The sequence below is a fragment of the Streptomyces sp. V4I2 genome, assembly GCF_030817655.1.
Classification (GTDB): Bacteria; Actinomycetota; Actinomycetes; order Streptomycetales; family Streptomycetaceae; genus Streptomyces; species Streptomyces plumbiresistens.
This window is the reverse complement of the sequence record NZ_JAUSZM010000003.1, coordinates 5,280,550-5,302,529: the sequence shown is the minus strand read 5'-3', so window position 1 is coordinate 5,302,529 and position 21,980 is coordinate 5,280,550. Positions and strand designations below refer to the sequence as shown.

15 protein-coding genes, 1 tRNA gene, 1 pseudogene and 1 riboswitch are annotated in these 21,980 nt (G+C 72.2%); of the genes and pseudogenes, 9 read left to right on the top strand and 8 right to left on the bottom strand.

Annotated elements, in window-relative coordinates; all coding sequences use genetic code 11:
• Positions 1-19 precede the first annotated feature (19 nt).
• Both QFZ76_RS24985 and QFZ76_RS24980 read left to right on the top strand, forming a co-directional pair.
• On the top strand, positions 20-1,171 hold the full coding sequence (locus tag QFZ76_RS24985) for a histidine kinase (RefSeq protein ID WP_307675837.1): 1,152 nt from the start codon (positions 20-22) through the stop codon (positions 1,169-1,171).
• A pseudogene (locus QFZ76_RS24980) lies at positions 1,159-1,371 on the top strand (response regulator); the annotation flags it as partial. The gene QFZ76_RS24985 and the pseudogene QFZ76_RS24980, both read left to right, overlap by 13 nt.
• Before the next feature lie 140 nt (positions 1,372-1,511).
• Here QFZ76_RS24980 and QFZ76_RS24975 read toward each other — a convergent pair.
• The 3 genes from QFZ76_RS24975 to QFZ76_RS24965 all read right to left on the bottom strand — a co-directional run bounded on the left by QFZ76_RS24975 (position 1,512) and on the right by QFZ76_RS24965 (position 5,166).
• Positions 1,512-3,740: an efflux RND transporter permease subunit gene (locus tag QFZ76_RS24975; protein WP_307675836.1), complete on the bottom strand. Its 2,229-nt coding sequence runs from the start codon at positions 3,738-3,740 to the stop codon at positions 1,512-1,514.
• Between the two features lie 132 nt (positions 3,741-3,872).
• Positions 3,873-4,532 carry a GTP cyclohydrolase II gene (ribA, locus tag QFZ76_RS24970; protein ID WP_307675835.1) on the bottom strand — a complete coding sequence of 220 codons (660 nt, stop codon included), beginning with the start codon at positions 4,530-4,532 and terminating at the stop codon, positions 3,873-3,875.
• 118 nt (positions 4,533-4,650) lie between these two features.
• Positions 4,651-5,166, bottom strand: a complete 516-nt coding sequence (locus tag QFZ76_RS24965; protein WP_307675834.1) for a MarR family winged helix-turn-helix transcriptional regulator — start codon at positions 5,164-5,166, stop codon at positions 4,651-4,653.
• A 114-nt stretch (positions 5,167-5,280) separates the two neighbouring features.
• Here QFZ76_RS24965 and QFZ76_RS24960 point away from each other — a divergent pair, with 114 nt between their 5' ends.
• Positions 5,281-6,411, top strand: a complete 1,131-nt coding sequence (locus tag QFZ76_RS24960; RefSeq protein ID WP_307675833.1) for a dihydrofolate reductase family protein — start codon at positions 5,281-5,283, stop codon at positions 6,409-6,411.
• Positions 6,412-6,611: 200 nt separating this feature from the next.
• Positions 6,612-6,685, top strand: a tRNA-Met gene (locus QFZ76_RS24955).
• Positions 6,686-6,902: 217 nt separating this feature from the next.
• Here the strand turns inward: QFZ76_RS24955 and QFZ76_RS24950 are convergent.
• Positions 6,903-7,049, bottom strand: coding sequence for a hypothetical protein (locus QFZ76_RS24950; RefSeq protein WP_307675832.1), 147 nt, complete (start codon positions 7,047-7,049; stop codon positions 6,903-6,905).
• A gap of 191 nt (positions 7,050-7,240) precedes the next feature.
• Between QFZ76_RS24950 and QFZ76_RS24945 the strand changes: the two genes are divergently transcribed.
• From QFZ76_RS24945 to QFZ76_RS24935, 3 genes are all read left to right on the top strand, one after another.
• Complete coding sequence (locus QFZ76_RS24945) at positions 7,241-7,417, top strand: SpoIIE family protein phosphatase (protein ID WP_307675831.1); 177 nt, start codon at positions 7,241-7,243, stop codon at positions 7,415-7,417.
• Positions 7,418-7,623: 206 nt separating this feature from the next.
• Positions 7,624-7,780, top strand: a riboswitch (cyclic di-AMP (ydaO/yuaA leader).
• 11 nt (positions 7,781-7,791) lie between these two features.
• Entirely contained in the window at positions 7,792-8,838 is a 1,047-nt protein-coding gene (locus QFZ76_RS24940; protein WP_307675830.1) for a M23 family metallopeptidase, read from the top strand.
• 169 nt (positions 8,839-9,007) lie between these two features.
• Entirely contained in the window at positions 9,008-9,994 is a 987-nt protein-coding gene (locus QFZ76_RS24935) for an aldo/keto reductase (protein ID WP_307675829.1), read from the top strand.
• Between the two features lie 65 nt (positions 9,995-10,059).
• Here QFZ76_RS24935 and QFZ76_RS24930 read toward each other — a convergent pair whose 3' ends face one another.
• The 4 genes from QFZ76_RS24930 to QFZ76_RS24915 all read right to left on the bottom strand — a co-directional run bounded on the left by QFZ76_RS24930 (position 10,060) and on the right by QFZ76_RS24915 (position 15,365).
• Positions 10,060-11,400 carry a PrsW family intramembrane metalloprotease gene (locus QFZ76_RS24930; RefSeq protein WP_307675828.1) on the bottom strand — a complete coding sequence of 447 codons (1,341 nt, stop codon included), beginning with the start codon at positions 11,398-11,400 and terminating at the stop codon, positions 10,060-10,062.
• A gap of 51 nt (positions 11,401-11,451) precedes the next feature.
• Positions 11,452-12,348 carry a tRNA (guanosine(46)-N7)-methyltransferase TrmB gene (trmB, locus tag QFZ76_RS24925; protein WP_307675827.1) on the bottom strand — a complete coding sequence of 299 codons (897 nt, stop codon included), beginning with the start codon at positions 12,346-12,348 and terminating at the stop codon, positions 11,452-11,454.
• A 283-nt stretch (positions 12,349-12,631) separates the two neighbouring features.
• Complete coding sequence (gene lhgO / locus QFZ76_RS24920) at positions 12,632-13,888, bottom strand: L-2-hydroxyglutarate oxidase (RefSeq protein WP_307675826.1); 1,257 nt, start codon at positions 13,886-13,888, stop codon at positions 12,632-12,634.
• Between the two features lie 52 nt (positions 13,889-13,940).
• Complete coding sequence (locus QFZ76_RS24915) at positions 13,941-15,365, bottom strand: MFS transporter (RefSeq protein ID WP_307675825.1); 1,425 nt, start codon at positions 15,363-15,365, stop codon at positions 13,941-13,943.
• A 727-nt stretch (positions 15,366-16,092) separates the two neighbouring features.
• Here QFZ76_RS24915 and QFZ76_RS24910 point away from each other — a divergent pair.
• Together QFZ76_RS24910 and QFZ76_RS24905 are read left to right on the top strand one after the other, a co-directional pair.
• On the top strand, positions 16,093-18,198 hold the full coding sequence (locus QFZ76_RS24910) for an asparagine synthase-related protein (protein ID WP_307675824.1): 2,106 nt from the start codon (positions 16,093-16,095) through the stop codon (positions 18,196-18,198).
• Positions 18,199-18,618: 420 nt separating this feature from the next.
• On the top strand, positions 18,619-21,969 hold the full coding sequence (locus tag QFZ76_RS24905) for a BTAD domain-containing putative transcriptional regulator (RefSeq protein WP_307675823.1): 3,351 nt from the start codon (positions 18,619-18,621) through the stop codon (positions 21,967-21,969).
• The last annotated feature ends 11 nt before the right edge of the window (positions 21,970-21,980 follow it).

Below are 21,980 nucleotides of genomic sequence, written 5' to 3'. Positions count from 1 at the left end.
CATCATCTAGCGTTGCCGCATGTGGAAAACGGTCCAGCGGGCCGCGTGGGCCACCTTGCATCTTGTCGTGGCCGCCGCGATGGCGTTCGGCGTGTGGATATTCATCACCGTTCTGCTGATCACCGCCACCGGTACGGTCGCGGTCGTCGGCGCCTGGATGCTGCCCGAGACGGTGCTGCTGATCCGGCGGATCGCCGGGGCCAAGCGAGGGCTGACCACCGCGTGGACGGGGCGGCGGATTCCCGAGGCGTACCAGAGCATCAGCGGGACGCTGCGGGAGCGGTTGCGGATCGCCGTACGCGACCCCGGTACGCACACCGACCTGCGCTGGATGCTCGCCTACTACTTCTACGGTGCTCTCGTCTTCCTCGCGCTGCCGCTGTGGCCCGTGGGGCTGGTCGTCGACGGCGTGTGGTGCGGGCTGCTGCGGCGGCCCGCGGTGGTGCTGCCGTTGATCGTGCGGCTCGCGGACCTGGAGGCCGGCTGGACGACCGCCCTGCTCATGCCCTCCCCGAAGGCGCAGCTCGCCGCGCGGGTCGAGGAACTGAAGGAGACCCGCGCGGACGCGATCGCCGCGCACGGTGCCGAACTGCGCCGTATCGAGCGGGATCTGCACGACGGCGCGCAGGCACGGCTGGTCGCCCTGTCCATGCGGATCGGGCTCGCCAAGCGGGCCTACGACCGTGATCCCGCGGCCGCGCGCAAGCTCCTGGACGACGCCCAGGACCAGGCCGAACAGGCACTCACGGAGCTGCGGCACGTCGTACGCGGCATCCACCCGCCGATCCTCACCGACCGCGGCCTGGTCGGCGCGGTGCGGGCGCTGGCCGCGAGCAGCGGTCTGGCGGTGTCGGTGGACGACGGCGGCCTGGAGGAGGGCGTCCGCGCGCCCGCGGCCGTGGAGGCCGCCGCGTACTTCGTGATCGCCGAGTCGCTGACCAACGTCGCCAAGTACAGCGGTTCCACGCGGGCCGAGGTGCGCCTCGCCCGCACCCGGCGCAGCCTGACGGTGTACGTCCGCGACGAGGGCCAGGGCGGCGCCGACGAGTCCGCCGGCTCGGGACTGCTCGGCATGCGCCGACGGGTCGCGGCGCTCGACGGGACGTTCGACGTCACCAGCCCCGTCGGGGGGCCGACCGTGATCGAGGTGGAGTTGCCGTGCGTGTGGTGATCGCCGAGGACAACGCCCTCCTTCGGGAGGGCCTTGTGCTGTTGCTGACCTCTGCCGGGCACGAGGTGGCGGCCGTCGTCGGCTCCGGGCCGGAGGTCCTGCCCGCGTTGCTGGAGCATCGGCCGGATGTGGCGGTGCTGGATGTGCGGATGCCGCCGGGGTTCCGGGACGAGGGTCTGCGTGCGGCGCTGGCCGCGCGGGGCGGGGCCGCCGTCGGTGACGGCGGCCCCGGGGGTGTCGCGGGTGAGGGCCTGTCCGGCGGATCAGGTCGCAGACGCGGGGCTCACCTGCGTCGATGAGGCGCCGCCGATTTCCTGCGACCTGATCCGCCGGACAGGACCTAGCGGGCGGAGACCGGCTCGGGTTCGGGCCGCCGGGCCGCCTCCGTGTCGCCGACCGGGTGCCGGCGGCTGAGCTTCTCGCCCTCGACGTCGATGTCGGGGAGCAGCCGGTCCAGCAGGCGGGGCAGGTACCAGGCCTTGTCGCCGAGGAGGGAGAGGATCGCGGGGACGATCGCCATCCGGACGACGAAGGCGTCGAAGAAGACCGCGATGGCCAGGCCGAAGCCGATCATCTTGATCATCGACTCGCCGGCGCCGATGAAGCCGGAGAAGACGGCCATCATGATCAGAGCCGCGGCCACGACCACCCGGGCGCTGTGCCGGAACCCGGTGACGACCGCCTGCTTGGCCCCGTCGCCGTGGACGTACGCCTCCCGCATCCGCGAGACGAGGAACACCTCGTAGTCCATGGCCAGGCCGAACACGATGCCCACCAGGAAGATCGGCATCATGCTCATGATCGGGCCGGTGGTCTCCACGCCGAGGAGTTCGGCGCCGTGGCCCTGCTGGAAGACCGCGACCACCGCGCCGAGGGCGGCGAGGACGGAGAGCAGGAAGCCGAGCGCCGCCTTCAGCGGGACGAGCAGCGAGCGGAAGACCAGCAGCAGGAGCACGATCGCCAGACCGACGACGACCGCGAGGTAGGGGATCAGCGCGGACTGCACCTTCTCGGCGACGTCGATGTCGAGGGCGGTCTTGCCGGTCACCTCGAAGGACGCCCCGGAGGTCTTGGACTCGATGCCCGGGCGTTCGTCGCGGATGGTCTGGACGAGGTCCTTGGTCTTCTCGTCGGTCGGCGCGGTGGACGGGGTGACGGAGAACACCGCGGTGTCCCCGGCCTGGTCGAAGCGGGCGGGCGAGACGGAGACGACTCCGTCGGTGGCGGCGATGTCCTTCGAGATCCTCGCTACGGCCGACTTCGCGTCGTCGGCTCCCTTGGCGTCCACGACGATGCTGAGGGGCCCGTTGAACCCGGGGCCGAAGCCCTCGGCGAGGGCGTCGTACGCCCGGCGCTCGGTGGTGGAGGTGGCCTTGGCCTCGTCGCCGGGCATGCCCAGCTGGAGGTCCATCACCGGGGTCGCCATCACGCCCAGGCCCGCCACGCCGAGCAGCAGCACGGGGAGGGGATGGCGTACGACGATCCGGGCCCAGCGCGAGCCGCCGTTCTCGGTCTGCTGCTGCTTCCTGCGGCTGCGCCTGCTGTTCCGGCGGACCCCGCGCGCGAGCACGGCGTTCGCCCAGAAGCCGAGCACGGCCGGGACCAGGGTGAGGCAGATCAGTACGGAGACGAGGACCGCGCCGGCCGCGGCCAGCCCCATCTTGGTGAGCAGCGGGATGCCGACCACCGAGAGCCCGGCCAGCGCGATCACCACGGTCAGCCCGGCGAAGACGACCGCCGAACCGGCCGTACCGGCGGCCATGCCCGCCGCCTCCCGCGGGTCGTGCCCCTTGGCACGCTCCTCCCGGTAGCGGGACACGACGAACAGCGCGTAGTCGATGCCACAGGCGAGGCCGAGCATGGTGGCCAGCGTGCCGGTTGTGTCCGACAGGCCGAAGGTGCTGCTCAGGGCCATGATCGAGGCCATGCTGAGGCCGACGCCGAGGATCGCGGTGAGCAGCGGCAGTCCGGCGGCGGCGAGCGAGCCGAACGTGATGAGCAGGACCAGGGCGGCGATCGCGATGCCGATGGCCTCCGCGCTGCCGCCCGCCGAGGGCTGGGTGGCGAGGGCGTCCCCGCCGACCTCGATGGTGAGCCCCGCGTCCCGGGCCACGTCGATGGCGCTTTCCAGGTGCTTCTTGCTCGCGTCGGTCAGGTCGGCCGCGGGCACCTTGAAGGAGACCGTCGCGTACGCCGTCGTCGCGTCCTTGCTCACCGCCTTCGCCTGGAAGGGGTCGACGGTACTGGCGACCTGCGAGCTGTCGGCGGCCTCGTCGACGAGCTTCTCTATCGCCGCCTTGTTCTCGGTGGCGGTGACCTTCTCGCCGTTCGCGGCGACGAAGACGATCCGGGCGCTCGCCCCGTCCGCCGCCGACCCGGGGAAGCGCTCTTCGAGCAGGTCGAAGGCCTTCTGGGACTCGATGCCGGGCATGGTGAACCCGTCGGAGGCGGCGGCGGGCGCTTTGGCGGCGGCGACGCCTACGGCGGCCAGGGCCGCGATCCAGAGCAGGGTGACGAACCAGCGCCATCTGAAGGCCAGTCGGCCTACGTGGTACAGGAAAGTGGCCATGGCAGGGATTGCCTCCACAACAGCGGGACGGGGCGGAAAACGGTGGGATCCGTGTGATCTCCACGATTCCGTCCGCCGTGTGTGGCCACGAGGGAGTGGGTTACCGAGTGTGGGGTGTAGCGGGCTACACCCTCAGCCCGCGTGACGTCCCGTCAGCTCGCCGAGCGGCAGCGTGTGCTGGGTCTGCAGGACCTTCGCGCGCAGGTACCGGACGTTGTGCGTGTTCTGGAAGACGCCGGTGGGCACCCGGTCGCGGACGTGGATGCCGAGGTCCCTCAACTGCCCTGCCTTGTCGGGGTTGTTGGACAGCAGGTCGAGGCTGCTGATGCCGAGGGCCTGGAGCATCTGGGCGGCCGCCGTGTAGTCGCGGGCGTCCTCGGGCAGGCCCAGCGCGGTGTTGGCGGCGTAGGTGTCGAGGCCCTGGTCCTGGAGGGCGTACGCGTCGAGCTTGTTGTAGAGGCCGATGCCGCGGCCCTCCTGGCGGAGGTAGAGCAGCACGCCGCCGCGGTCGGCTATCCGCTCGACGGCCTCGCGCAGCTGCGGGCCGCAGTCGCAGCGGGCCGAGCCGAAGACGTCGCCGGTCAGGCACTCGGAGTGCAGGCGGACGAGGGGGGTGGGGGTGGCGGTCGCGGTGGTGCCGGTGGCCGGGTTCCCGAGGATGATCGCCACGTGTTCCTGGCCGTCGGCCAGGCCGTGGAAGGTGACGACTTCGGTGTCGACGCTGTAGCCGTCGTGGAAGCGCAGCGGTACGCGGACGCGGGAGCGGGGGGTGGCGGCGGGGAAGTCGGGCATGCGGGTTCTCCCGGGTCCGGTGGTCAGAAGCGCGGGATCTGCTTCAGTTTTGAAGCAGATCCACGAGTTGGACCCTACCCCATGCTTTAAATTTGAAGCAATCGGTTTGTGGTGCGGCTCACGAGCAGGAAGGGGACGAGCGCCGGCGCCACGGGACCCCCTCCGGCGCGGACTGGGCGTCGTCGCCCTGGAGGCCCTCGGCGATGCCCGTGCAGATCTCCTCCAGCTGCTCCACCTGTTCGTCGGTGAGCCGGTCGAAGAGGGAGGCGCGGACCGTCTCGACATGGCCGGGCGCGGTCTGCTCCAGGATCGTCATGCCCTCGTCCGTCAGGACCGCGACGGTGCCGCGCTTGTCCCAGCGGCAGTCCTCGCGCCGCAGCAGCCCGTCCTTCTCCAGGCGCGTCACGGCGTACGTCAGCCGGCTGCGGGTGATCTTCAGCTTCTCCGCGAGATCGGTCATGCGCAGCCGGTGCTCGGGCACCTCGGAGAGGTAGGCCAGGATGGTGTAGTAGAGGTGCGGCATGCCGGCCTCCTGCTGGAGCTGCCGGTCGATCGCGTCCTCCAGGAGTTGCGTCGCGGCGATGTACGCGCGCCAGGCGCGCTGCTCCTTCGGGGTGAGCCAGCGAGTCGTCATGCCCCCAGTGTAGGTTTGCTTCAAACTTGAACCAAGCCCGCCGTGACATGAACCACGCCCGGCGTGACATGAACCAAGCCCGCCGTGCCGCCGCCTTCGAGAGGGACCGCGCCGATGCCCCACCCGTACGTCCTCCTCTCCGCCGCCGTCTCCCTCGACGGCTACCTGGACGACACCGGCCCCGACCGCCTGCTGCTCTCCGGCCCGGCCGACTTCGACCGGGTCGACGAGGTGCGGGCGTCCGTCGACGCGATCCTGGTCGGCGCGGGGACGATTCGTGCCGACAATCCGCGGCTGCTCGTCAACTCGGCGGAGCGGCGGGCGGCCCGGGTGGCCGCGGGCAAGCCGGAGTATCCGCTGAAGGTCACGGTCAGCGGGTCGGGGGACCTGGACCCGGCCGCGAACTTCTGGCACACGGGCGGCGAGAAGATCGTCTATACGACGGAGAAGGGCGCGGCCCGGGCTCGTGCGGTGGGACTGGCGGCGGACGTGGTGCCCCTCGGTGCCGACCTCGACTGGCGGCGGTTGCTGGAGCACCTGCACGACGTCCGTGGGGTCCGGCGCCTCATGGTCGAGGGCGGCGGGCAGATCCACACCCAGCTGCTGCGGCAGGGACTCGCCGACGAACTCCAGCTGGTGCTGGCCCCGCTGTTCGTGGGCGACCCGGACGCGCCCCGCCTGTTCGGCCCCGGCCCCTACCAGGGCGGACGCCTCCGGCTGGTCTCCACCCGGCCGGTCGGGGACGTCGTCCTGATGCGCTACGAGCCGACGGCACCGGGCAGCGGCCCGCACGCCTCCGCCGCCGACCACCACTGGCTCGCCCTCGCCTGCGAACTGGCGGCCCTGTGTCCGCCCTCGGACACGGCGTTCAGCGTGGGGGCGGTGGTCGTGGCGGCCGACGGTACGGAGCTGGCGCGCGGCCACTCACGGGAGGGCGACGACCCGGTCGTCCACGCGGAGGAGGCGGCCCTCGCGAAGATCACGCCGGGTGACCCTCGGCTGGCCTCCGCGACGGTGTACAGCAGCCTGGAACCGTGCGCCCGCCGCGCGTCCCGGCCGGCGCCGTGCGCGCGGCTGATCCTGGACGCGGGGGTACGGCGGGTGGTGACGGCGTGGCGCGAGCCGGACACGTTCGTCGCGGGGGCGGACGGGAGCGAGGTGCTGGTGGCGGAGGGTGCGACGGTCGTCGTGCTCCCGGAGTACGAGGCCGTGGCGAAGGCGCCGAATCGGCATCTGCTGGGCTGAAGGGGCGTTTGCGAGGGGGTGAGGCTCACGTCTCGGTCCACCGAAACGGGTGGTGGGTGGGCATAGGCCGGGGGTCTGGGGGCGGAGGAGCCCCCTGCCCTCGCGGTGTTCTGGGAGACGCTCACGCACGCGGACAATCCGGGCAGCCGGCGCCGATGCGACTTCCGTCCCGCGGATGGCGTACACTGAAGACACAACGACGCGGGGTGGAGCAGCTCGGTAGCTCGCTGGGCTCATAACCCAGAGGTCGCAGGTTCAAATCCTGTCCCCGCTACTGAAGGCCGAGGGCCGGAATCCAGAAATGGGTTCCGGCCCTCGGTGTATGTGTGCGTCGGATGTGTACGCTGGCGCCGCATCTCCAGCCTGTGGGTCGTTCTCCAGGTACTCCCCGTCCTGCTGATCGTCAGGGGAGTCTTCTACGACCTCCTCGCCCCGCACGCCTTCACCGCGATCCCCTTCCTCACCACCGCCCCGCTCGTCGCTGCGCCGGTCTACTCGCTGAGCGGCACCGTCGTGACCGGGGGCGGGGCCCTGATCGCCACGTACGCGGTCGATGCCCGGTACGGACTCGCCGCGGACGCCGACACGGTCACCGAGGTGGTCACCGTGGCCGCGGTCGCCGTGCTGGCCGCCGTCATCAACCGTGTCGTACGCCTGGGGGAAGGGCGCCTCGCCTCCGCGCGCGAGATCGCCGAGGCCACCCAGCGCGCGGTGCTGCCCGAGCCCGCCGGACGGATCGGCGGGTTCGACAGTCCGTACGGCGTCCGGCTCGTCGTCGGCGACGTGCGGGGCAAGGGGATGGGGCGGGATCGAGGCCTTCGAGGGGTTCATGGCGGCCGTGCGCGGTTTCCCGGCCAGGGCCACGCTGCTCCTGCACACCGACGGGCTGTCCGAGGCGCGGAACGCCCGCGGGGAGTTCTACGACCCCGAGGCGCGGCTCGCGGGGTGCACCTTCCGTGTGTACGACGACCCTCAGGGTCCGTTGTTACGAGAGGTGATCGGATGAGAGCCCTCCGCATAACAACTGACGCACCGTCAGTACCCGTGGGGTTGCTGAGGCTTGGCCAACTCGCCCGTTTTTCGCCGGTCATGGGCCGTAAGTCCTGCGCGGAAAGGTTAATGATCAAGAGGAACAGCTTGGAATCCAGGCCCCGCGTCTATTAACGTTCGATAACGCAGCGCGGTCGTCCCAGCCGTCACAAGAGTCGGCTCCGTGCGCACGCGCCGAATCCCGCAAGGGAACCGGGGAACCACCAATTGGGGTGAATCGCGCGGATATCACCGTGAAGTCACGGCCGGTATACGCGCGTAGGAGACCTTCCTGCTCCGAACCCGTCAGCTAACCCGGTAGGCGAGAAGGAAGGAAAGGAGCACGCCCACGTGGCGTCCAACCGGCCTGCCCCAGAAGCCCCGTTCGTGCCGAGCCAGCGCGACACCGAGACATTCGGCTACGGCACCTACAGCACCGACGAGGGCCCCTGGACGGAGTGGAATCCCACCGAGGAGTCCCTCCCACCCGTACGTGGCCGGCATCGCGTCGCCAAGCAGCGCGGCGGACTCGCGCGCGGCGGACTCGCCCGCAGCTCCACCGTCCTCGGCGTCGGCGTCATAGCCGCTGTCGGCGCGGGCGGCATGGCCAGCGCGCAGACCGGCAAGCCGCCGGTGTCGATCTCCATCCCCGACCTGCCCAACGTGGGCTCCCTCATCTCCGACGACTCGGACGCCGCCGAGGACTCCGGCACCGCGCTCAGCAGCGTCAGCGTGGCCTCCGCCGACACCGAGAAGAGCACGGCCGACGCCGGCGAGGTGCTGCGCACCCGGATCATGGCCCAGGCCGAGCAGCAGCAGGACCAGGTCGAGAGCAAGGCCGCGGCCGACGCCGTCGCCGAGGCCGAAAAGGCCGCCGCCGACGCGGCCGCCAAGGCGGAGCAGGAGGCCGAGGCCAAGGCCGCCGCCGCGAAGAAGAAGGCGGAGGAGGAGGCCGCGCAGAAGGCCGAGGCCGCGCGCCTCGCCGAGCTGGCCAAGCAGTTCACGCTGCCGACCTCCTCGTACACCATCACCTCCACCTTCGGCCAGGCCGGCTCCCTGTGGTCCTCCGGCTACCACACCGGCCTCGACTTCGCCGCGCCCACGGGCACGCTGATCAAGGCCGTCCACACCGGGACGATCACGCAGGCCGGCTGGGACGGGTCGTACGGCTACAAGACCGTGCTCACGCTCGATGACGGCACCGAGATCTGGTACGCCCACCAGTCCTCGATCAGCGTCAGCGTCGGCCAGAAGGTCAACACCGGTGACGTGATCGGGCGCGTGGGTGCGACGGGGAACGTGACCGGGGCGCATCTGCACCTCGAGGTCCACACCGACGGTTCCGGCTCCGGGATCGACCCGATGGCGTGGCTGCGGAGCAAGGGCCTCAACCCCTGACCGTCGTGTTCCCGTTCATTGAATCCCGGCGGTCCTGACGGCATCCCCCCGACGTCAGGGCTGCCGGTCCGTTTTGCGGGGGCGGTCAGCGGTTACGGGGCTCTTGTTTACGGGGTTTTTGCGGGTGACCGTGGAATCGCGGGATCCGGTGCGGCCGTTGAGGTGAAGTATGACTTCTTCCTCTCCGTCTTCGTCTTCGTCCCCCTCTCCTTCGCTGTCGCTCCGCAAGCTCGGCTCATCGGACCTCGAGGTCTTCCCGCTGTCCCTCGGCGGCAACGTCTTCGGCTGGACCGCCGACGAGGCGGCCTCCTTCGCCGTCCTGGACGCGTACGCCGCCGCGGGCGGCAACTTCATCGACACCGCCGACTCCTACTCGGCGTGGGTCGAGGGCCACCGGGGCGGCGAGTCCGAGACCGTCGTCGGCAAGTGGGCCAAGGCACGCGGCAACCGCGCGGACGTGGTGATCGCGACCAAGGTGAGCCAGCACCCCGAGTACCAGGGCCTGACCGCCGCCAACATCAAGGCCGCCGCCGACGCCTCCCTGCGGCGCCTCGGCACCGACTACATCGACCTCTACTACACGCACTTCGACAAGCCGGACGTGCCGGTGGAGGCGATCATCGGCGCGCTCGACGAGCTGGTGCAGGCGGGCAAGGTGCGGTACATCGGCGCGTCCAACATCTCCCCGGAGCGGCTCGAGGCGTCCCTCGCCTTCTCCGACCGGGAGGGCCTGGCGCGGTACGTCGCCCTCCAGCCCCACTACAACCTGGTCTCCCGCGACACGTACGAGGGCGAGCTCCAGGACCTGGCCGAGCGCTCCGGCCTCGCGGCCGTCCCGTACTCCGCGCTCGCCTCCGGCTTCCTCACCGGCAAGTACCGGCCCGGCACGACCGTCGACAGCCCGCGGGCCGGCGGCGCCTCCAAGCACCTCGACACCGAGCGCGGCCGGAACGTCCTCACCGCCCTGGACGAGATCGCCCGGTCCCACGACGTGCCGGTCGCCACGGTCGCCCTGGCGTGGCTCGCGGCCCGGCCGACGGTGGCGGCGCCGATCGCGTCCGCACGCACGGTCGAGCAGCTGCCGGCGCTGGTGGGGGTGGCGGAGCTGGCCCTGACGGAGGCGGAGGTCGCGCGGTTGACGGAGGCGTCGGCCTGATCTCCGGCGGGCACTTCTCGGTGTCAGTCGGTGCGCTTCCCGGTGTCCGGCGGTGCGCTTCCTGATTACATCCGATACGGGTTGTACGAGCTGTAGGAGGGATACGGCACCGCCGGATACGCGGCAGGCACCGCCGGATACCCGTACACCCCGTACACCGGCCACGGCGGCGCGGTCACCGCCACCGGCGGTGCCGTCTCCCGTGCCGCGTGGTCCAGCGCGGGGCGCGCCACCTCCCGGCGCCACCACAGCTCGGCCAGCAGCTCCCGTTCCCGTACGACGAAGTCGGCCTCGGCCCGCCCGAGGCGCCCCCGATGCCGCAGGAAGGCCAGCGAGGTCGCGTACGCCTCGTACTGCGCCACCGCCCGCGCCGCGGGCCGACCGAAGTGCCGGCGGGCGTACTCGCGGGCCAGCCGCCGTGCCCGCATCGAGCCGAGCGCGTACGGCTCGGTCGGCGACAGCCAGCCCGCCACCGCGTACGCGGGCAGCTCTTCCCGTACGGTCTTCAGCTCACGCTGCCGGGTCCAGATGACGAGCCAGGTCAGCAGCCCGAAGGCGGGCACCATGAAGGCCGCGTAGACCGCGAAGAACCCGTACTCGCCGAACGTCGAGGAGCCGTTCCAGATCGCGTGCATGCCCATCGCGAGCAGCAGCCCGGACAGCGGCAGCAGGACGCGCCGCAGGTGGTGGCGTTCCGCCGAGAGCGCGGAGATGCCGAAGCCGATGCCGGTGAGGACGGTGAAGAGCGGGTGCGCGAACGGCGACATGATGATCCGCACGAAGAAGGTCGCCGCGGTGACGGAGGCGATCCCGGTGTCGCCGGTGAGCTGGTCGGTGCCGAAGGCGGTGCCGAGGTAGAGGATGTTCTCGGTGAAGGCGAAGCCGGTGGCGGTGACCCCGGCTATCACCACCCCGTCGACGATCCCGGTGAAGTCACGGCGCCGGAAGAGGAAGACGAGTAAAACGGCCGCGGCCTTGGCCGACTCCTCCACGACCGGCGCTATGACGGTCGCGCCGAGGGTGTCCGCGCTGGAGGGATCCGCCGTGGCCGTCGCTATCCATCTCGTCGCGAAACTGTTGGCGATGATCGCTATCAGCGCCGCTGCGCAGGCCCCCCAGGCGAAGGAGAACAGCAGGTTGCGCCAGGGGCCGGGCTCGACCCGGTCGAGCCAGCGGAAGGCCGTCATGAGGAGCGGCACGGGCAGGACGGCGAGTCCGAGCCCGACCAGGAACCCCTCCGTGCCGGTCTGCTCGCGCACCAGGGCGAGGATGACGAGCCCGGAGAGTGCGAGCAGGGTGCTCAGCCCGCCGTAACGCACCCACTTCCTCTGCCACCAGTGCGCGTGCCGCAGTGCGCCGCCGGCCGGATCACCGGGGTGCGTCGGGTAGGGGGGAACGGTGGCCACGGCATTGACCCTAACGAGGCAGAGGCGCCGTCCGCAGGGGGAGAGGGGGGTTCAGGCGCCGGTGGGGGGCTGGTCCTTGTGCACTACACGTTGCTCAGCAGGTTGCTCGGTGCGTTGTTCTACGAGGTGCTCTACGCCGTGCTCTACGCGGCGGAAGAGCAGGTCGTTCACGACATGACCCTTCTCCAGTCCCTGACCCTCGAAACGAGTCAGCGGCCGGAACTCGGGACGCGGCGCAAAACCGCCCCCGGGCTGTGTGTTCTCGAAGCCGGGGTGCGCCGTGAGCACCTCGAGCATCTGCTCCGCGTACGGCTCCCAGTCCGTCGCACAGTGCACGATCGCCCCCGGTGCGAGCCGGGTCGCGGCGAGGTCGAGGAACTCCGGCTGGATCAGCCGCCGCTTGTGGTGCCGCTTCTTGGGCCAGGGGTCGGGGAAGTACACGCGCAGACCGGCCAGGGCGTCGGGGGCGAGCATCTCCCGCATCAGGATGATGGCGTCGCCGTTGCCGACGCGGATGTTGGACAGGCCGTTCTGATCGGCGAGATTGAGCAGATTCCCCTGCCCCGGGGTGTGCACGTCCACGGCGAGGATGTTGGTGTCCGGGTCGGCACCGGCCATGCGGGCCGTGGCCTCGCCCATCCCGAACCCGATCTCGAGCACGACGGGATTGCCGTTCCCGAACAGCTCACCGAGATCGACAACGCGCTGCCCGTCGATGTCGAGCCCCCACTTGGACCACAACCGCTGCAACGCGTCCGCCTGCCCGGCCGTCACCCGGCTCCGCCGAGGCTGAAAGCTCCGAATCCGCCGCTCGAAGTGCGACCCCGCGGGATCAGCACTCGGACCATCGGGGAACCGCGGTTCCCCCTTGGCCCGAACATGCCGGGCGGAGGCCCCGGGCGGGTGCGGGACCTGGCGGGTTTCGGGGACATTGAGCGACTCAGACACAGTGAGCCCAATTTTACGGCCCGCTGGTTGGGCCGCTACTACCCAGCCCCGCCCGGCCCCTTTCCGCCCGTCCGGCGTTTGAGGACGAGGCCTTCGGGCCGAAGGGAGTCTGGGGCACGGCCCCGGCGGGGTCGAAGGGGCGCAGCCCCTGGGGACGGGACGGGACGGGACAGGACGGGAAGGGAAGGGAAGGGAAGGGAAGGGAAGGGAAGGGAAGGGAAGGGAAGGGCGGCGGGGGCGAGAACAGCCCTGCGGCGAGCGCGGCCGCAGCGGCTCCGCACCGTCACACAGACGGCAGCGCCGCCAACGCCCGTCGAGCCACCTCCCGCCCCACCGGCAGCGAAGCCGTCGCCGCAGGCGAAGGTGCGTTCAGTACGTGCACGGCCCGCGCCCCCTCCCGGATGAGGAAGTCGTCCACCAGAGTGCCGTCCCGAAGCACCGCCTGCGCCCGCACCCCCGCCGCCGCAGGCACCAGATCCCCTTCCTCGACCGCCGGCAACAACCGACGCACCGCCTCCACGAACGCCCCCTTGGACACCGACCGCCGCAGCTCCCCCGCCCCGTACCGCCAGTGCCGCCGAGCCATCCGCCACGCCCCCGGCCACCCCAGCGTCCCCGCCACCTCCCGAGGCCGGACCACACCCCACCCGTACCCCTCCCGGGCCAGCGCCGGCACCGCGTTGGGCCCGATGTGCACACCCCCGTCGATCCCGCGCGTGAGATGCACCCCGAGGAACGGAAACGCCGGATCCGGCACCGGATACACCAGCCCCCGCACCAGCGAGGCCCGCTCTCGCGCCAGCGAGTAGTACTCGCCCCGGAACGGCACGATCCGCATCCCCGGCTCGTCCCCCGTCATCCGCGCGATCTCGTCGCAGTACAGCCCGGCGCAGTTCACCAGCACCCGCCCCCGCACGACGTCCCCGCCCGCTGTCCGCACGGCCACTCCGAGCTCCGGCCGCCGATCCACCCGTACGACCCGCGCCCCGTACCGGATCTCCGCCCCCGACGCCTCGCCCAGCCGTCGCGCGACCTCGGCGAAGTCGCAGACCCCCGTCGTCCCGACGTGTATCGCGGCGAGTCCGCGCACCTCCGGCTCGTACTCCGCGATCTGGGCACCCCCCAGTTCCCGTACCGCGATCCCGTTCTCCCGGCCGCGCTGCACGAGCGCGTGCAGCCGCGGCAGCTCGGCCCGGTCGGTCGCGACGATCAGCTTTCCGGTGACGGCGTGCGGAATGTCGTACTCCGCGCAGAACTTGATCATCTCGGCGGCGCCCCGGACGGCGTACCGCGCCTTGAGGGAGCCGGGCCGGTAGTAGATCCCGCTGTGGATCACCCCGCTGTTGCGCCCGGTCTGGTGCCGGGCGGGCCCGCCCTCCTTCTCCAGCACCGTCACCCGCGTGCCCGGCGCGGCGCGCGTGATCGCATACGCCGTGGACAGGCCGACGATCCCGCCGCCGACCACCAGCACGTCACAGTCGTACGCGAGCTCCCGCACCTGCCGCGCCACCTGCACCACCTCCCGGCTTCGATAGTGCACTGCGCCACTGACAATGCGCTCAAACCCGGGAGGCGGACGGAGTGTTCCTGGGTCAGGCGGGCGCCATCAGCAGCGGCCGTGCCCGCTCCCGCAGCTCGACCACCCGCGGTTCGTCGCCGTACGGCTCCAGCCGGTGCAGGAGGTCCTTCACGTACTCGGTGGTACGCGCCGAGGAAATGCGCCCGGCGACCTCCACCGCCCGTACGCCCTGCTCGCATGCCGCGTCGAGATTGCCGGACTCGAGCTCGGCGACCGCCGAGACGACGAGGCGCAGGCCGTGCGAGCGTACGAACTCCTCCGTCGGCTTCGACAGGGCCTGCTCGGTGAAGCGGCGGACCTGGCGCGGTGCCTTCAGATCGCGGTAGCACTCGGCGGCGTCCGCGGCGAACCGGTCGTACGAGTAGAAGCCGAGCCAGGACGGGTCGTTGTCGCCCTCGCGGGACCGCTCCAGCCAGCCCTCCGCCGCCTTCAGGGCCGCGCCGGCCGCCTGGGCGTCACCCGCGCGCGCGTGGGCACGTGCCTCGACGAGCCGGAAGAAGCTCATGGTGCGGGCGGTGGCCAGGCCCCGGTTGCGCTCCAGGGCGGCCTGGGCGAGGTCGACGCCCTCGTCGCCGAAGCCGCGGTAGGTGGCCTGGAGGGACATGGAGGCCAGGACGTAGCCCCCGAGGGGGACGTCGGCCGCCGCACGGGCCAGCCGCAGCGCCTGGATGTAGTACCGCTGCGCGGCCTCCTGCTGGCCGGTGTCGAAGGCCATCCAGCCGGCGAGGCGGGTGAGCTCGGCGCTCGCCCCGAAGAGGGCTCTGCCGACCTCGTCGGAGTAGGAGCCGAGCAGGAGCGGTGCCGCCTCCACGCGCAGGCACTCGGGCACCATCGACGAACGCCAGTCGCCGCCTCCGTACTTGGAGTCCCAGCGCCTGGCGTCCTCCGCGGCCTCCCGCAGTTTCTGCACATCGCTGTGGCCGACTTTGAGCGGTGCGCCGGAGCCCTCGGCGGGGTTCACCTCGCGCGCCACCGAACTGTCGGCCGGGGTTATCAGCCACCGCGAGGCAGGCGTTGCGTATGCGCTTACTGCGAACGATCCGGCCAGCGACTGCCAGATGCCGCCGGAGCCGGCCCGGCGTCCTGCGAGGTCGAGTCGGTACAGCTCCGTGGCCGAGCGCACCGCCTGTCCGACGTCCCGGGGGAAGGCGAGGCCCACCTCGGGTGCGGGATCCGCGTCCGCCAGGCCGATCTCGTGGAGCGGCACTGGGCGGCCGAGCTTCTGCCCTATGGCGGCGGCGATGAGGTGCGGCGCGGCACCCTGCGGCACCATGCCCTTCGATACCCAGCGCGCCACCGAGGTCTTGTCGTAGCGAAGAGTCAACCCGCGTTGAGCGCCAAGGTCGTTGACGCGTCGGGCGAGTCCTGCGTTGCTGATTCCCGCGAGGGCGAGAACGGCGCCGAGTTTTTCGTTCGGCCCGCGTTGCTCCCTGGACATTGCGCCACCCCTCGACACAGACGGCTGCCGCGCTGGCATAACCATGCGGCATTCGTAAACCCAGCGTAGTTTGCCGCATCCCAAGCGTTAAGAGGCATTGTTCCGGATGGCGGGATTGTGGTCCGTACTGAAGTGCGGGCCCGATACGCGTAGTTGCGTCGTGCTCCCGCTGTGTGGCCGTGCGCCTGGGTGTGCGCTCTTCTCCGGCCATCGCGGGAGCGGTTCCATGGGCCGTGCGTGGGTCGGCCCGCTGTACTGGATCCAGTGGGCTGGGGGACACCGCCGCCTACATCCCCGCGGGCGGCGGAACGGCCCGGGGGGCGAACTCCGTCTCCCGGGCTGCGCGCTCGCCGGGCGGTGGGCGGAGCATGTACGGAGCGTGGGCAACGCCGTTCCGTTGACGCCGAATTGGCCGAAAATCGACCCTTCCCTGCATGGGTCCGCAGCCCTCTCACCATGGAACTTGAGGGCGCGCAGGGTGTTTTGGGGGAGCGAATCGGGGGCGCATTCGCGTCGCAGTCATTCTGCCGTACGTCCTCGATCACTGTGCCGTCGCCCCGCGATCTCCTTGCCTCGCCCGGGTGTTCGACGCGATGCGCGAGTCTCCGCCGGGGCGCATTCCGGGGAGCACAAGCGGCCCCACCGCCTCTCCGGTGCGCGTTCTTCATGGCAGCATGGTGCCGAGTTCGTACGGTGCACTGGTTGTCCACAGCCTGTGGAGGCGTCCATGCGGTGGTTGGTGGGATGGAGCAGCACCGCCGCGCGAGCAGTCGAGGCAGGCTCCGCGGGTGCGGTCGGACACGACGGCGAGACCCTGCATCCGGTGGGCTCCCACCTCCTGTGGGGCGACCCCGATCCGCTGTGGGCGGTCGGCGACTGGCGCCCGGACGAGGTGCGGGTGGTGAAGGCCGACGAGCAGACCCGGATCGCGGTCCTCGGCATCTGCGGGGCGACGGACGAGCAGCTGAGGGTCGGGCTGTTCGCCGCGCGCGGAGGCGCACTCCGGCATCTGACGGCCTGGCCGGGCAGCTACACGGCCGTCGTCCAGGTGGGCCGCCGGATCACCGTCTGCGGCGACCTGGCGGGCGCCCGGCCCGTGTTCCACACCCCCTGGGCCGGCGGCACCGCCTATGCCACGGCCGCGCTCCCGCTCGCCGACCTCATCGAGGCCAACCTCGACTACGGCCACCTCGCCGCGTTGCTCGCCGCCCCCGACGTACCGGCCGCGCTGCACGACTCCACCCCCTACGACGGCGTACGGCGCATTCCGCCGGGGCACGCGCTGATCCTGCGCACCGGGGCGCGCGAGATCGCCGGCTACGAGCAGGTCGCCTCCCTCGCGGTGGCCGCGCCCTCCGCCGACCCCGACCGCGCGGTGGACGCCGTACGGGACGCGCTGGTGGAGGCGGTACGCGTGCGCCTGTCCGCGCCTCGCCACGTCCCCGGCGCCGACATCGACCCCGGCCCGGTCCCGGGCATGGGCCCCGCGGAACGGCGTGCCGCGCGCGGGATGCCCGTTCCCGGCATCGGGGCCGACCTCTCCGGCGGTCCCGCCTCGGGAACCCTCGCCCTGCTCGCCGCCGGCCTCCCGGGCATGCCGGGCACGGTGCTGGGACACGGCACGGGTGCGGGGGAGCGGCTGCTGGCCGTCACCTTCAACGACCTGGCCGTCGGCGGCCGGGAGTCCGAGCTGGAGCGGGCGGGCACCCTCGCGGCCAACCCGCGCCTGCACCACGTGGTCGTGACCGGCGGCGAGGAGACCCTCCCGTACGCCGAACTCGACGGCCCCCTGACCGACGAACCCGGCCCGTGCCTGGTGACGGCCGCCCGCCACCGCGCCCGCCTCGCCTCCGGCAGCGCGGACCACTTCACCGGCTACGGCGCCCGCCAGGTCCTGGACGCCCACCCGGCCCGTCTCGCGGACCTCCTGATGGACCGCAAACGCCGCCACCTCGTACGCCCCGTCGCCGCCCTCGCCAAGGCGGACGGTTCGGTGCTGGTCCCCGCGCGCGTGTACGGCGCGGCACGCCGGCTCGCCCGTACGCCCTACCGCACCGGCCTCGAGGTCCTCGCCGACCGCCTCATGCAGCGCCGCTTCGACGAACCCGGAGGTGCCGTGGGGGCGTCCCTGTCCGCGCTCGCCTGGGCCAGACCGGGCCCGGCGGCGCGCTGGCTCACCGGCGAGGCCCTTGCTGAAGTATCGGTTCGCCTCCAGGGCGCCACCCTCCGCTCCGGAGTCGGCCCGGGCCAGCGCCCCGGCGACTTCCGCGCGCGCGGAGCCCTCGCCCGCACCGCGGCGGACCTCCGCGTCCTGGAACAGGCGGCCGAGATCCGTTTCCAACGCCTGCACGCCCCCTTCCTCGACAACCAGGTCGTCCGCGCCTGCCGGGCCCTCCCGGAGGCGCTGCGAGTCCAGCCGGGCGCCCGGGCGGCGATCCTTCGAACGGTCCTGGAGGGCGCCGGCGTGGCCGACCTCCCCCCGGGCTGGGGCGCCCCGACCCACGCCTCCTCCGCGGCAGCCGCCCGCACGGGCCTACGGGTGGCCGCGGACTCCCTGATGTCCCTGTTCGGCAACCCGCTGCTCGCCCAGGCGGGCCTGGTGGAGGCCCGAGTCGTCCGCAAGGCCCTCCGCGCGGCGGCCGAGGGCGAACCCCTCCCCCTGGACGGCCTCGCCGACCTCGTCTCCCTGGAACTGTGGCTGGGCCGCCTCCTCTCCCGCCGAGGCACCTGCTGGACAGGCACCCCGGCACGCGCGCGTGCGGTACCGGCGGGCATCAGGCCGCAGAGGGGAGCCCTGGGCGCGGGCGCCTCCGGCGGGGCAGCGCTGGCGTAAGACCACCCACCTGCGCAAACCGAGGCCACCACAGATGACGCCGGGCTCCGTGAGCCGCGGGGTGGGGCGGCTTGCGGGTTACTTCTTGTCCTGCGGGGCGGGGCGGCTTGGGGTTCACTTCTTGTCCTGCGGGGTCGAGCGGCCTGCGGGTCACTTCTCGTCCCGCCGGGTGGGGCGGCCTGGAGCTCACTTCTCTTGTTCTCCGTCCGAGTCGAGCGGCCTGAGGCTCACCTCTCGTCCAACCGAGTCGCATCCCCTGAGCGGTCACTTCTTGGCCGACCGAGTCGGGTGGTGGGTGGGCATAGGCCGGGGGTCTGGGGGCGGAGCCCCCAGCGAGGCCCGCACCAACGCCGGGTGCCCCGAAATCGACCCGCACCGAAACCCCGTGCCCCGCACAGCAACCCCGGCGACAATGACCCCGTGCGGTACAGAATCCTGGGCGTCACCCAGGCCGAGGACGAGAACGGCACCGTCGTACCCCTCGGCGGCCCCCGCCTCCGCGCCCTCCTCACCGCCCTCGCCCTCCGCCCCGACCGCGTCACCACCCCCGACACCCTGATCGACGAGGTGTGGACCGACGCCCCGCCCCAGGACGCCCCGGCCGCCCTACAGGCCCTCGTCGCCCGCCTCCGCCGTACCCCCGGCATCGGCAAGGACGCCGTCACCTCCGAACCCGGCGGCTACCGACTCGCCGCGACCGAGGACGACGTCGACCTCTTCGTCTTCGAGCGCCTGGTACGCCAGGGCACCACCGCCCTGACCCACGGCGACGCCCCCACCGCCGCCCGAGCCCTCGACACCGCCCTCGCACTGTGGCGAGGCCCCGCCCTCGCCGACCTCCCCGACCGCACCGCCGCCGCCACCCGCCCGGAGGCACTGCGCCTGGAGGCGACCCGCACCCGGATCGCGGCACACCTCCAGCTCGGCCGCGCCCAGGACGCCGTACCGGAACTGAAGGAACTGACCACGGCGCATCCGTACGACGAACCGCTGCACGTCCTCCTCATCCGCGCCCTGCGCGACACCGGCCGCGCCGCCGACGCCCTCGCCGCCTACGACACCGCACGCCGCGCCCTCGCCGACGGCCTCGGCACCGACCCCGGCCCGGAACTCCGCGCCCTGCACGCCGAACTGCTCGCGGCATCCCCGACCGCCGCACTACGCCCCCAACTACCCGCCCCCCAACTACCCGCCCCCCAACAACCCGGCCCTCACCTACCCGGTCGCACCGGCAACCTCCGCCCCCGTCTGACATCTTTCGTCGGCCGGGAACCCGAACTCGCTGCCATCCGTTCCGAATTGCACAGGGCCCGTCTCGTCACCCTCACCGGACCGGGCGGCTCTGGAAAGACCCGTCTCGCCGAGGAAGCCGCCGCCGGGCTCCCGCAGGCATGGCTGGCCGAGCTCGCCCCGCTCGACCGGCCGGAGGCGGTGCCAGGCGCGGTGGTCAGCGCGCTCGGTCTGCGCGAGACCGTGCTCATGACCAGCGAGCTGACGGCCCCGCAGGACGACCCGGTCGCCCTGCTCATCGAGTACTGCGCCGCGCGCAGCCCACTCCTGATCCTTGACAACTGCGAACATGTCATCGAAGCAGCGGCCGAACTCGCCGAGACGCTGCTCACCCGCTGCCCGGGGCTCACCATCCTCGCCACCAGCCGTGAACCCCTGGGCGTCCCCGGCGAGGCGGTCCGCCCGGTCGAGCCCCTCCTCCCCGACCAGGCGCACCGCCTCTTCGCCGAGCGCGCGGACGCCGTCCGTCCCGACACGACCGGCGTACTCGGCGACGAGGAGGCCGTCGCGGAGATCTGCCGCCGTCTCGACGGACTGCCGCTCGCCATCGAGCTGGCCGCGGCTCGGCTGCGGCTGCTCACGCCCCGCCAGATCGCCGACCGCCTCGACGACCGCTTCCGCCTCCTGACCTCCGGCAGCCGTACGGTCCTGCCCCGCCAGCAGACCCTGCGCGCGGTCGTCGACTGGTCCTGGGACCTGCTCGACGAACCGGAGCGGACGGTGCTGTGCGAGATGTCCGTGTTCGCGGGCGGCTGTGAGCTCGACGCGGCGGAGGCCGTGTGCACCGGCCCGGTCGCGGACCTGCTCGGGTCGCTCGTCGACAAGTCCCTGATCGTGGCCACCCCGCGCCGTCACCCCGACGGCGACGGCATGCGGTACCGCATGCTGGAGACCATCCACGAGTACGCCGTCGAGCGCGCCGCCGAGTCCCCGGCGCTGCGCGGCGCGGCCGAGCGCCGGCACCGCGCGTGGGTGCGCGCGCTGGTCGAGGAGGCCGAGCCCCAGCTGCGCTCCGCCGCGCAACTCCCGTGGATCTCCCGCCTGGAGACCGAGCTCGACAACATCCGCGCGGCCCTGCACCGCGCGCTCACGGCCGGTGCCGAGGAGGAGGCCGGCGCCCTCGTCCTCGCCATGGGCTGGTTCTGGTGGCTGCGCAACTACCGCCACGAGGGCATGGAAGGGTGCGACCAGGTCCTGCGCCTCGGCGCGGCCCTGGACGCCGTCGACGGCGACGACCGTGCCTCCTTCCCGGCCGCGCTGTCCGGCCCCGACCCCGTCGACGCCTTCCTCTCCGCCCCGGACGGCGAGGCGCACCACCCCCTGCACAGCCTGCGGATGCGGCTGCGGATGCTGCACCTCTTCCTCAGGGCCGAGACCGAGACGATGTACGGGCTGCCGGACGAGCGGATGCGGCGGTACGTCGCACGGGTGCGGGACTTCTTCGAGAAGGGCGGCCCGGAGGCGGCCAGGATGCCGGGCCTCGCCTGGCCACTGGCCGACGTCTTCCTGGGCGACCCGGTGGACGCGGCACCCATCATGGACACCGCGGTCGCCAACTGCCGTACCCACGGCGGCGACTGGGAGCTCGGCGTCATCCTGATGTTCCGTACGCACATGGTCGTCGACGCACCGGGCGGCATGCCCGGCGTGGACGAGGACCTCGTGGAGCTGCGGGCGCTGAGCAGACGTGTCGGCGACCGCTGGCTGTGGGCCCAGGTGTGCAGCGCGGCGGGGGAGGCGGCCATGTCGCGCGGGCGGCTCGACGAGGCCAAGGCGGAGTACGAAGAAGCGCTGCGGCTCGCCTACGAGGTGGGCGCCCACACCGAGACGCCGTTCCTCCTGGCGCGGCTCGCCGAGATCGCCTACCGATCGGGCGACCGTGAGGCCGCGCTGGCCGTGCTGGACGAGGCGAGTGACGCCGCCGACCAGTACGGCGTACCGGACTCCCGGGCGTTCGTCCTGCTGCTGCGCACCCTGCTCGCGCTGGACGAGGAGGACATTCCCCGGGCCCGTCGACTGCACGAGGCGGTCTGCGCGGCCACCGCGCGGGCCACGCCGCCGCCCCAGTTCACCGCGATGCTGAACCTGGTCGACGGGTTGCTGACGGCCGCCGAGGCGGGCCCGGAGCACGGACTGCCGAAGGTGCTCGGCACGCTGCACGAGGCGGTGGAGAAGCGGTGCGCCGACGTGGTCACGGCCGCGGTCGTGGACAGTGCCGCGGAGCTGCTGTCCCGGCTCGGCGACCACCCGCGCGCGGTGCGTCTGCTCGCGGCCGGCGAACACTGGCGCGGCGGCCATCCGCGTCCCATGCCGGAGCGTGCGGCCGCCGAGCGGGCCGAGGCCGCCGCCCTGGCCGCCCTGGGCGCCGGGCCGTACGAGACGGAGCACGCCAGAGGTGTGGTTCTCACCGTCGACGAGGTCCTGAGCGACCTGGGCGAGGCGGTGCGCGACCACCTCGCCGTACGTCCTCGGAGCAGGTGAACCCGAAGCGG